Genomic DNA, 11,754 nt, shown 5'->3' on the forward strand with positions numbered 1-11,754 from the left:
AATTTGAAAAGCTCTTAAACTCCCTAAAGGAAGGAGTGTCTAAATGACAAAACTGCTCGTGGTTGATGATGAATACGAAATTGGAAATTTCTTAAGTTACTTGTTTACGAAAAAAGGCTATGAAGTGAGTGTAGCACGGACTTATCATGAAGTCGTTGATCACTTAAACCAAACGAGTTTTCACCTTGCCATGGTTGATTTAAAAATGCCGGATACGAACGGACTACAAGTGTTACAAATGATCAAGGAAAAAACACCTTCATGTAAGGTCATTATCATGACAGGTTATAGTACGGTTAAGACAGCTGTTGATGCGATTAAAAATGGCGCAAATGATTACATTGAAAAGCCGTTTGATGATATTGATGAGCTTGAAAAACATGTGGATAATTTGCTTCACGTTCCGGGGGCTTTTTTAGATAAAGAGATTCAGAAAGTCGCCCAACAAATTGGGATGATTACAGGAAACAGCACCGAGATGAAAACGATGCTTAAGATGGCCTATAAATTTGCGAGTAAAAATATAAATATTTTACTAGAAGGAGAGACGGGGACAGGAAAGGAAGTGCTAGCTCGGTTTATTCATGAAGCGAGTCATCGGGTACAAAACCCGTTTATCGGTTTGAACTGTGGGGCTTTAACGGAAACGTTGTTAGAAAGTGAATTATTTGGACATGAAAAAGGGGCGTTCACTGGAGCGGGACAGCAACGAAAAGGCCTATTTGAAATTGCCAATCATGGTACGCTCTTTTTAGATGAAATAGCAGAAGCCTCGCCAGCCATTCAAGTAAAACTGCTTCGCGTGTTAGAAACGAGAGAGTTTATGCGAGTTGGTAGTGAGCATACGCTAAAAACCAATGCGAGAATTGTGGCAGCGTCCCATGTAAATTTACACGAAGCGGTACGTAATCGCTCATTTCGTGAGGATTTACTGTACCGGCTCGATGTCGTGAAATTACAAATTCCGCCTTTACGAGAGCGTAAAGAAGACCTTTCGCTGCTGATTCAGAAGTTACTAGAAAACCAGCCAGCGATTGAATTCTCACACGAGTCGCTAGCCATGATGGAAGACTATCATTGGCCGGGAAATATTCGTGAATTGTCGAATGTCGTGACCCGCGCTGTAGCGTTAGCAGAAGGTGAAACAACTATCATAACGCCAGATTATTTGCCAGTAACGATCCGTAAAAGTAATAAAGTAATCCCTATTCAACGCAAGGAAGCGGAACTAGCTACCGAGCCTGTTGTCAAAGACTTCTCAAAGTCTGAGTTGGAACGCTTTTTAGAACAGTGGAATGGCGAGATGATTGATTTGTTAGAGGCACAAGGTGATCTAGAGCAAGTGAAGGAAAACATTAAAAAACTAGAGGAAGTTGTCGAAAAGGCATTTGTCTATAAAGCCCTTCGCGACACATTGGGAAACCGAAAAGAAGCGTCGAAAAAACTAAATACTACCGTTAGAAAACTTCGTTACATATTAAACGAAAAAGGGCATGGCGTCCGCTAAATTCGCAAGCACAAGAAAATCGCATTGGATCCAGGTTCCAATGCGATTTTTCTAGTTAAGAGTTTATATAACTCTATCTTTTTCAGATCAGTATTGCCCCTATTATTGCAATTTCTTACGCATCATAAGCTTCTAACATATTGACAGCGTGAGCCAGTGCTGAGCCGGCTTTAAGTGCAGTTGCTACCATCACAGCTTCGGCGAGTTCATTGAGTGACGCACCGGCTTTTTTAGCGGCCTTTGTATGAAGGTCGATACAATACGGGCAGCCTGTCGTATGGGCGCAAGCGACAGCGATTATCTCTTTTTCTTTACTTGATAAAGCGCCGTCTTTCAGTGATTTCTGATCAAAGTCAATAAAAGCTGCGAACGAGTCACCTGTTAGCTTCGAGAACTCCATAATTCGCCCAAAATATTGTTGTTTGTATAACACTTCTGTTTCTTCCGTATACGAGTTTAGTGCATTAACACCGTGAGCGAGGGCGGACCCGGCTTTAAGTGCCGTTGCGACCATAATCGATTCGGATAACTCTTCAAGCGTCACTTCTTCTTTTTTACTGTTGGTCACATGAAGGTCAATGCAATACGGGCAGCCGGTGATGTGAGCGATTGCGACTGCAATAAGCTCTTTTTGTTTCGTCGTTAATTCACCGCTGCTTAATGCTTGCTGATCAAAGTTTAGAAACGCTTTAAACGAATCCGGTACATATTGGTTTAATTCACCTAATCGATTAAACGTTGATTTTTTATATAAATTATCTTTATCTGACAATACATTCACTCCCTTAAAAATAATTTATGTTTTTAAAAGAATCCTAGAGCATCCTCGCTGTAACTTACGAGCATGTTTTTCGTCTGCTGGTAATGGCTGAGCATCATCTTATGATTTTCACGGCCGATACCCGATTTCTTATAGCCGCCGAATGCTGCATGAGCAGGGTACGCGTGGTAACAATTCGTCCAGACACGACCCGCTTCAATGTTACGGCCAAAACGGTACGCTGTATTGATGTTACGAGACCATACACCAGCCCCTAATCCGTACAACGTGTCATTGGCTATGGCAAGCGCTTCTTCTGCGTCACTAAACGTTGTTACAGCGACAACAGGTCCGAAGATCTCCTCTTGGAAGATACGCATGCTGTTGTCTCCCTTAAACACAGTCGGTTTCACGTAATAACCGTCTTTCAATTCATTGCCTAACTCATTGCGCTCTCCGCCAATTAAGCATTGAGCACCTTCTTGTTTTCCAATTTCTAAGTAAGAAAGGATTTTCTCTAGCTGTTCTTGAGATGCTTGAGCGCCCATCATCGTTTCTGTATCTAGCGGGTTTCCTGTTTTAATCGCCTCGACACGTTGAAGAACGCGCTCCATAAATGGCTCATAAATCGACTCATGTACTAGAGCACGAGACGGGCATGTACACACTTCGCCTTGGTTTAAGGCGAACATGACAAATCCTTCAATTGCTTTGTTAAAAAATGCATCGTCTTTTTCCATAATGTCAGGGAAGAAGATATTCGGCGATTTTCCTCCAAGCTCAAGCGTTACAGGAATGATATTTTCAGATGCATATTGCATGATGAGACGACCCGTTGTCGTTTCTCCAGTAAATGCAATTTTGGCGATACGATCACTAGAAGCGAGCGGCTTACCTGCTTCAACACCGAAGCCATTGACGATGTTTACAACGCCTTTAGGAAGTAAGTCTTCAATCAATTCCATAAGAACCATAATCGACACTGGCGTTTGCTCAGCAGGCTTAAGTACGATGCAGTTTCCAGCAGCAAGTGCAGGAGCAAGCTTCCATACGGCCATTAAGATTGGAAAGTTCCACGGAATGATTTGACCAACTACCCCTAATGGCTCATGGAAATGATACGCAACCGTGTTGCTGTCAATTTGCGAGATACTTCCTTCTTGACTGCGAACGACACCAGCAAAATAGCGGAAGTGGTCAATCGCCAGCGGAATATCAGCATTTAATGTTTCGCGAACCGCTTTTCCGTTTTCCCACGTTTCAGCCACCGCAAGCATTTCTAAGTTTTCTTCCATGCGATCGGCAATTTTATTTAAAATAATGGCTCGTTCAGCAGGTGATGTCATTCCCCAGCTTGTCTTTGCTGCATGTGCCGCATCAAGAGCCATCTCAATATCTTCAGCAGATGAGCGTGCGACTTCACAAAAGACTTGACCCGTTACCGGTGTTTTATTTTCAAAATACTCACCGTTCACTGGAGCTGTCCATTCCCCATTAATGTAATTTTCGTATCGTTTTTTAAATGTCACTTTTGCATTGAGTTCCCCAGGGTTTGCGTAAATCATGTCCATTACCTCCATCTATCTATATGAAATAAAGGATGGGAATAGACCCATCCCGATTTGTGATTGTGATTTGTGAACTAATTTATCGAACTGAATTTTTAACCTTTATGTGTTTTGTGTACCATATATCTTCAAAAAGGAGGACAAAAAGATCCTCTAATAAGAAGCGCGAATAATCTCTTGAAGCTCATCCATCGTCGCTTTGCGAGGGTTTGTTAATGCGCAAGCGTCTCGCATAGCATTTTCAGCAAGGACTGGAATGTCTTCTTCTTTGGCACCTAATTCTTTAAAGCCTGTTGGAATTCCAACGTCTTTTGTCAGTGTTTCAATGGCTGTGATTGCCTTTTCAGCAGCTTCTCTTGTAGATAAACCGCTTACATTTTCACCTAAAGCAACAGCGATATCGACAAAGCGTTCAGGTTTTGCAATTAAGTTAAATCGCTCAACGTGAGGTAAAAGGATCGCATTACACACACCATGAGGTAAGTTATAAATTCCGCCAAATTGGTGAGCAATCGCGTGAACGTATCCTAGAGAAGCATTGTTAAACGCCATTCCTGCTAAAAATTGTGCATAAGACATTTGGTTTCTCGCCTCGATATCTTCACCATTTGCAACAGCTGCACGAAGGTTTTTACTAATAATTTTCATCGCTTGTAATGCGCAAGCATCGGTAATTGGTGTTGCATTCGTTGATACATAAGCTTCAACAGCATGAGTGAGTGCATCGACTCCAGTAGCCGCAGTTAATCCTTTAGGTTTTTTCACTGTTAAAATCGGGTCGTTAATGGACACTGTAGGCGTTGTATGTTTGTCGACAATCGCCATTTTTACTTTTCTTTCTGTGTCTGTAATAATACAAAAGCGTGTCATTTCACTTGCTGTACCTGAAGTCGTATTGATGGCCACGAGTGGAGGCATTGGAGAAGCGGATTGATCGACTCCTTCATAATCGTGGATTTTTCCACCGTTCGCTGCGACAAGACCGATTCCTTTTGCGCAGTCATGCGAACTTCCGCCGCCTAATGAAATGATCGCATCGCATCCTTTTTGTTGGTAAACAGCTAATCCATCATGGACATTTGTATCCGTTGGGTTTGGTTCAGCACCAGGGAAAATTTCCACTTCAACACCAGCTTCACGAATGAGCGCAGCAACTTCGTCGGCTACACCCATTTGGTTTAAACCTTCATCGGTAACGATTAATGCTTTTTTGCATCCTAAAGATTTAACTCGTGGTCCAGCTTCTTTCACTGCTCCTACACCCATTAAATTGACGTTTGGAATATAAAATCCATATACTTGTTCGCTTGCCATTGTAAAACTCCCCCTTAAAATTGAATTCACAACTTATAATGCAAACACTGTGCCAAAAGTTAAAATATTTTAAATATTTAAATATAAATAGATTTTAAGGGAAACGATTAAGGTCAAAAAAAAGGAGGCCAAACCTTACTGGATCAACGCTTAAAAACGATTAAAAAAAATTAGGAAAATGAATGGAAAGGACTTCTTTTGCAAAAAATGAAAATGCTAAACAAATTGTGGAAACTGAATCGGTGCCGATTTTTCGGCCGAAATGGACGAACGATTGTCCAAATGAGCCAACGTAACAACGATTGAGGACTCATCAAGTGAAGGAGAACGCAAAGCTTAAATTAAAAAACAAAAAAAGCAATGGAGCTTGTCCATCGCCTTTTCTATAAATATAAAATTAGTTTACAGCGTCTTTTAATTGCTTACCAGGTTTGAACGCTGGGTTTTTAGTAGCTGGGATTTCAATCTCTTCACCAGTTTGTGGGTTGCGTCCTTTACGAGCAGAACGTTCACGTACTTCAAAGCTTCCAAATCCAACTAATTGAACTTTTCCACCATCTTTTAATGCGTCAGTAATGCTTTCAAATACAGCGTCTACTGCTTTAGCTGCATCTTTTTTAGAAATTTCTGCTTGTTCAGCAACTGAATTAATTAAATCTGTCTTGTTCATGGAAAAACTCCCTTTCATTACTATAAATAATTGCCTGCATCTCAAATTTAATCGTGAAACCCTTGTAGTGTCAAGACTTTAGAGAGAATTTCATGAAAAAATGCCATTTTTTTCTCGTTTTTTTGATAAATTTCTATACTTTTCGTATCTTAAAGGTACCAATCATTAGAAATGCTAGAATTAAAGTAATGAACATAAATTGATAATCAGGGATGATATCAATCAGTAAAAAACTCAATGTTAATAAGAGTCCAGCTGCTGTAATCGGTAGTCCAACGAAAAAGCCATGCGTATCCATAACGTTAAATCGTGCGAGTCGAATGGCACCGCAAGCGATAAAAATAATGGCGAAAAATGCGCCTGGCATCCCAAATGTAAATAAAACACCTTGGTATAATAGTATGGCAGGAGCTACACCAAATGAAATGATATCACTGAGGGAGTCGAGTTGTTTTCCAAGTTCAGATGTCGTATTTGTTTTACGAGCGACCATACCGTCAAGACGATCAAATACGGCAGCGATCGTAATTAATAACAAACTCGCCCGTAATTCGCCTTGTAGAACCAATAAGATTGCCATCGCACCAAACCCTAAATTAATCAATGTAATAAGGTTCGCGGCTTGACTTTTTATCTTTTTAACGGTTTGATCTAAGTGTTGTAATAAAAACATAACTTCACTCCTTAAGTTTATGTAAAAAAATGGAGTAGATATTGAATTGTCTTAAAATTTTATGATATCATAAAGGGCTGTTGCCTACTAGAGAAAAAAGTATTGTCTATTCGGAGGTATTTTGTGAAAAAGCAATTATATCGTGCATTTGTTGAATTATCTGGAAATCGTTTCAACTCTCATTTATTACGTACATTTACGACTTCTCGCTTAAGTAAGGGAATCAATCGCTCCTTTACAAAAACTTATAATTTAAATATTGAAGAAATGGAAAAACCATTACATGAATATAAAAGTTTACATGAATTATTTACGAGGCGCTTAAAAGAAGGCACTCGACCGATTGATGCTGATGAACACGCTCTCGTTAGCCCGGTTGATGGGGTACTTGCCCACGTTGGTCCTTTAAATGACCAGTCTGCGTTTCGTGTTAAAGGTCAAAATTATACACTTGATGAAATGCTTGGCAGTCAAGTAAAGAGTCAGATGTATTGTGGCGGTACTTTTGTTATTCTTTATTTAAGTCCAAGTCATTATCACCGTATTCATAGTCCAATTTCTGGTCGTGTCCTTGAACGCTGGTATCTCGGAAAAAAATCGTATCCTGTAAATGAGCAAGGGCTGCAGTATGGAAAGCGCCCATTATCGAAAAATTACCGTCACATCACTGAAATTGACGTCAATAAAAAACACATGGCTATCGTTAAAGTCGGTGCATTAAATGTCAATAGTATTGAGTTAACCCATCATGATGAAGAGGTGACAAAAGGAGCCGAGATCGGTTATTTTACGTTCGGATCAACGGTCATTCTTTTATTTGAAAAAGGGTTAGTTGATTTAGATCCTCAGCTGCAATGCCCTGCTGATGTAAAAGTAGGAATGAGAATTGGTACGATCCATCCTTCAAAGGATGAAGAGCAGTGAAGCTCCTTTCGTTATTGGCGCAGCGTATAGTAAATGAAGTTACGAAAGTCATTGACGAAGAAGTAATCGTTATCAACAAAGAAGGCATCATTATAGCGGGCAGTGATAGTCATCGCGTGGGTCATCTTCATGAAGGGGCACTACGCGTTTTTCGTTCAAAACAAAAGATGGAAATTACTGATGCGGATGTTCATTCATTAGCAGGTGTTAAAGCAGGATTAAATTTACCGATCTTTTTTCAACATGACGTCATAGGTGTGATTGGGATTACTGGTGATCCGCGAACGGTGTCTCCCTTTGGTGAACTTATTCAACGGATGACCGAATTAATTATTCAAGAAGCACATTCGGCTGAGAAGTTGAATTCTGAAATCCGTGGAATTGAAACATTTGTATATGAATGGATCCACAATCGCGAGTTTGACGGAGATTTTCATGAACGAGGTGAGCTGTTAGGGCTCGACATGGACCTATCCCGAATGTGTGTCTTGATTAAGTTAAAAAGTACAAACGATTCTGATTTACATTTAGTCGAAAAAGAAACGGATGAACGATTACGACTTCTGTTTTCCGATCCGTCAATCCATACGATCGTCCGAGCTGGCCAAGGGCGTGTTCTACTCTTAAAAGGAATTAAACATCCAAAAGATGAAATGAATTTCATGAAACAGTTAAAAACGATGCGGGTACAATTAGAGCAACTTACTCAAACGACTATTTTTGTTGGAGTTGGTACGAGACAAAGCCCAGATCTCGTTTTAAAGTCGTATAGTGAAGCAAAGAAAGCCTTGCAGACGGCGTCAGATACCGCCCCAGTTGTTTTTTATGAGCAATTGACATTAGAAGGCGTCCTTGCTGAAATAAGCGTAGACATGAAACTAGAAGTCGCTGAGAAGGTTTTAGGGAATATTATGGAAGAGCCTGAATTGATGGAAACATTAGAAACCTACTTTTATTATCATATGTCATTAAAAGAGACAGCAGAACACCTACATATCCATATTAACACTCTGCATTATCGGCTCAAGCGGATCCATGAGCGGTTAGGCGGGAATTTAAAAGACCCGAAGTTTTTAGCAACTTGTTACATTGCCTATATATTTTGGAAAGAAACTAGAGAAACCTACAATAATCCTTGAATAATCCTTGTCTAACTTTGTGTTTTTACACATAGCAGGACGAGGATTATTTTTTTATAATTAGAGATATGAAAATTGATCAGATGACCTGATTAGTGTTGAGTTGAGAAAAGATGATAGGGTGACTTTCTCCATGCTACACTTCTATCTGTCTTATCTAGTTTACAGGAGGATTATTATGCTGCGAGCTGAAGTGAAAGAAAAGTTAGTCCAAATTGTTGGACCTAAAAATCTATTAGACTCACAAGAAAGTTTACTTGTGTATTCATATGATGCGACACCAAATTATCAAGCGATGCCAGATGCGGTTATTAAGCCGAGAAATACAAAGGAAGTCCAAGAAATTGTAAAGGTTTGTAATGAATTTAAAGTTCCGATCGTTCCACGTGGTTCGGGTACGAATCTTTGTGCAGGTACCTGTCCATTAGAGGGCGGTATTGTGATGTTATTTACGCATATGAACAAGATCTTAGAAATTGACGAAGAAAACTTAACAGTGACTGTTCAACCAGGAGTTATTACGCTTGATATGATTAACGCAGTAGAAGAAAAAGGGCTTTTTTATCCGCCAGATCCAAGTTCAATGAAAATATCAACGATCGGTGGCAATATCAATGAAAATTCAGGTGGACTTCGTGGATTAAAGTACGGGGTAACTCGAGATTACGTGATTGCTTTAGAAGTGGTGTTGCCGAATGGCGATGTTATCCGTACAGGCGGGAAGCTCGCTAAAGATGTAGCGGGTTATGATTTTACGAGATTAATGGTTGGAGCGGAAGGAACGCTAGGAGTCATTACTGAAGCTACGTTTAAGCTTATTCCAATCCCTGAAACGAAAAAAACGATGCTCGCTCTCTTTGACTCATTAGAAGCATCTGGAGCAGCTGTCTCGTCGATTATCGCGAATAAAATTATTCCAGCAACACTTGAGTTTATGGATCAAAGTACATTAGAAGTAGTTGAAGACTTCGCGAAGATAGGATTACCAACTGATGTTGGCGCTGTTCTTTTGATTGAACAAGATGGTCCTCATGAAGTGGTAGAACGTGATATTGATAAAATTGCAGAGATCTGCTGTGAACAGCAGGCAAAATCTGTTCAAATTGCCCAAACAGTAGAAGAGGGATTAGCGCTTGCTACCGCTAGACGTGCGGCACTTTCAGCATTGGCACGTAAGAAACCAACGACCATCCTAGAAGATGCAACCGTCCCTCGTTCAAAAATTGCTGAAATGGTCAAAGCTATCGATGAAATTGCTGAAAAGCATCAAGTTGAAATCTGTACATTCGGCCATGCAGGTGATGGGAACTTACATCCGACGTGTATGACAGATGCGCGTAATCAAGAAGAAATTGAACGTGTAGAAGAAGCGTTTGCTGATATTTTTGCAAAAGCAATTGAGTTAGGTGGCACGATTACAGGAGAGCACGGTGTAGGTGTCATGAAAGCCCCTTACCTTGCATGGAAACTGGGAGAAGAGGGCGTAAATGCAATGAAAACATTGAAGTTCGCGTTCGATCCAAATAACATTATGAACCCTGGTAAAGTGTTTGCCAAAGAAACAAAGAAACGGGTGGTTGTACAACGATGAGTAAAGTAACAGAACAACAAAAAACTCAAACCGTTATTGAATTTCAAAAGCGTATGGATTATGACGAACTGTTAAACTGTATGCGCTGCGGTTTCTGCTTACCGACCTGTCCAACGTATGGAGACGACCAGAACGAGGCCGCTTCCCCGCGTGGGCGGATTGCCTTAATGAAAGCAGTCGTCGATGGTAAAATGGAACCTGATGAAGACTTTGAAAAACAACTAAACCTATGTCTAGGCTGCCGTGCCTGTGAAACAGCTTGTCCGTCAGGGGTAAAATATGGGCACCTATTAGAAGAAGCAAGGGATATTTTAAATACAACGAAGAAACACAGCATACCTGTTCGTGTCATTCGTAAAACTGTGTTTGAACAACTATTCCCATATCAAAACCGTATGCGCTCATTGAACAGTCTGCTATGGTTCTATCAGAAATCGGGTGTGCAAAAAGTCGTCCAAACGACGAATGTATTAAAATTAATGCCTGGAAGCATGGCGACGATGGAAAAGGTCCTTCCACAAATTCCATCACCAAAGTCGATGAAAAATCGTCCAACACATGTAGAAGCAGAAGGTGTTAAGAAGAAGCGAGTGGCCTTCTTCTCAGGTTGCTTAATGGATACGATGTTTATGGAAACCAATGATTCTACGCTCTTTTTATTAAAGAAAGCGGGATGTGAAGTCGTTATCCCAAAAAACCAAGGATGTTGTGGCGCGTTACATGCTCATAGTGGTGAAAAAAATCAAGCAAAGGAAATGGCGAAGAAAAACATCGTCGCCTTCGAGAACGAGCAAATTGATTACATTATTTCAAATGCCGGCGGCTGTGGAGCTCTTCTGATAGAATACGATCACCTTTTAAAAGATGAGCCAGAATGGGCAGAGCGAGCACAAGGCTTTGCTAGAAGTGTAAAAGACATCTCCGAGATCTTAGTTGAAGTGGGGATGCCAAAGATGAAGCTTCCTCAACAGATCGTCACGTATCAGGACTCTTGTCATTTACGTAACGTGATGAAAACCGCTTCCGCTCCGCGTAAGTTGTTACAAGCGATCGAGGGTGTTGAATTTAGAGAAATGAAGGATGCCGATCACTGTTGCGGATCTGCTGGGATCTACAATATTATTCAACCTGAGATGGCAAATGAGATTTTAGATTATAAGATGGAGCAAGCGAAAAACACTACAGCACAAACGATCGTAACGGCAAACCCAGGCTGTCTCTTGCAAATGAAAGCCGGTGTCGAGCGTGAGAAGCTGACAAAAGAAGTTAGTGCCGTACACATTGTCGATTTACTGGCTGATGCGGTGAGATATGCTGAGGAGAATTAAGTTCTTATAATAAAGCGAAAACTGGTACCTATCAGGTGAAGATGGGTGCCGTTTTTTTTGTTATGGGGAATAAGGTAATTAAAAAGGTAAGGGAGATAATAGTGGTCTTAAAAGGAAGTGAATAGGAAGTCTGAAAAAGAGAGTACCAGAGAAAACGGTCACCAAAGCTAGAGTTGAAACCCGAAAAAAGAGAAATCACAAAAATACGGTAGTCAAAACGCGAGTTGAAGCCCGAAAAAAGAGAGATCGCGAAAAAACGGTCATCAAAACGCGAGTTGAA

The 11,754-nt window shown here is 40.6% G+C and carries 10 protein-coding genes; 5 read left to right on the forward strand and 5 right to left on the reverse strand.

Features of this window, described 5'->3' with window-relative positions; translation table 11 throughout:
• The first annotated feature begins 43 nt into the window (after positions 1-43).
• Positions 44-1,507 (forward strand): sigma-54-dependent transcriptional regulator, encoded by a 1,464-nt coding sequence (locus AC2VNP_RS15630; protein WP_486918217.1) that lies wholly within the window; start codon positions 44-46, stop codon positions 1,505-1,507.
• A gap of 115 nt (positions 1,508-1,622) precedes the next feature.
• On the opposite strand, the gene AC2VNP_RS15635 is transcribed toward AC2VNP_RS15630, so the two are convergent.
• The 5 genes from AC2VNP_RS15635 to pssA form a co-directional block, all read right to left on the reverse strand.
• Positions 1,623-2,279 carry a carboxymuconolactone decarboxylase family protein gene (locus AC2VNP_RS15635; RefSeq protein WP_486918218.1) on the reverse strand — a complete coding sequence of 219 codons (657 nt, stop codon included), beginning with the start codon at positions 2,277-2,279 and terminating at the stop codon, positions 1,623-1,625.
• A 32-nt stretch (positions 2,280-2,311) separates the two neighbouring features.
• Positions 2,312-3,832 carry an aldehyde dehydrogenase gene (gene adh, locus AC2VNP_RS15640; RefSeq protein ID WP_486918219.1) on the reverse strand — a complete coding sequence of 507 codons (1,521 nt, stop codon included), beginning with the start codon at positions 3,830-3,832 and terminating at the stop codon, positions 2,312-2,314.
• 156 nt (positions 3,833-3,988) lie between these two features.
• Complete coding sequence (locus AC2VNP_RS15645; protein WP_486918220.1) at positions 3,989-5,149, reverse strand: iron-containing alcohol dehydrogenase; 1,161 nt, start codon at positions 5,147-5,149, stop codon at positions 3,989-3,991.
• Between the two features lie 397 nt (positions 5,150-5,546).
• Positions 5,547-5,819, reverse strand: a complete 273-nt coding sequence (locus tag AC2VNP_RS15650; RefSeq protein ID WP_275118444.1) for an HU family DNA-binding protein — start codon at positions 5,817-5,819, stop codon at positions 5,547-5,549.
• A 133-nt stretch (positions 5,820-5,952) separates the two neighbouring features.
• Positions 5,953-6,492 carry a CDP-diacylglycerol--serine O-phosphatidyltransferase gene (gene pssA, locus AC2VNP_RS15655; protein ID WP_486918221.1) on the reverse strand — a complete coding sequence of 180 codons (540 nt, stop codon included), beginning with the start codon at positions 6,490-6,492 and terminating at the stop codon, positions 5,953-5,955.
• A gap of 123 nt (positions 6,493-6,615) precedes the next feature.
• Between pssA and AC2VNP_RS15660 the strand changes: the two genes are divergently transcribed.
• From AC2VNP_RS15660 to AC2VNP_RS15675, 4 genes are all read left to right on the forward strand, one after another.
• The gene (locus tag AC2VNP_RS15660; RefSeq protein WP_486918222.1) at positions 6,616-7,416 is read left to right on the forward strand and encodes a phosphatidylserine decarboxylase; all 801 of its coding nucleotides are present in this window, start codon (positions 6,616-6,618) and stop codon (positions 7,414-7,416) included.
• Positions 7,413-8,555 carry a CdaR family transcriptional regulator gene (locus tag AC2VNP_RS15665; RefSeq protein WP_486918223.1) on the forward strand — a complete coding sequence of 381 codons (1,143 nt, stop codon included), beginning with the start codon at positions 7,413-7,415 and terminating at the stop codon, positions 8,553-8,555. Before AC2VNP_RS15660 ends, AC2VNP_RS15665 begins: the two co-directional genes overlap by 4 nt.
• A 178-nt stretch (positions 8,556-8,733) precedes the next feature.
• Positions 8,734-10,146: a glycolate oxidase subunit GlcD gene (glcD, locus tag AC2VNP_RS15670; RefSeq protein WP_486918224.1), complete on the forward strand. Its 1,413-nt coding sequence runs from the start codon at positions 8,734-8,736 to the stop codon at positions 10,144-10,146.
• Positions 10,143-11,474 (forward strand): (Fe-S)-binding protein, encoded by a 1,332-nt coding sequence (locus tag AC2VNP_RS15675; protein ID WP_486918225.1) that lies wholly within the window; start codon positions 10,143-10,145, stop codon positions 11,472-11,474. The genes glcD and AC2VNP_RS15675 overlap by 4 nt, the downstream gene beginning before the upstream one ends.
• The last annotated feature ends 280 nt before the right edge of the window (positions 11,475-11,754 follow it).

The sequence above is a fragment of the Alkalihalobacterium sp. TH-98 genome (assembly GCF_057473385.1).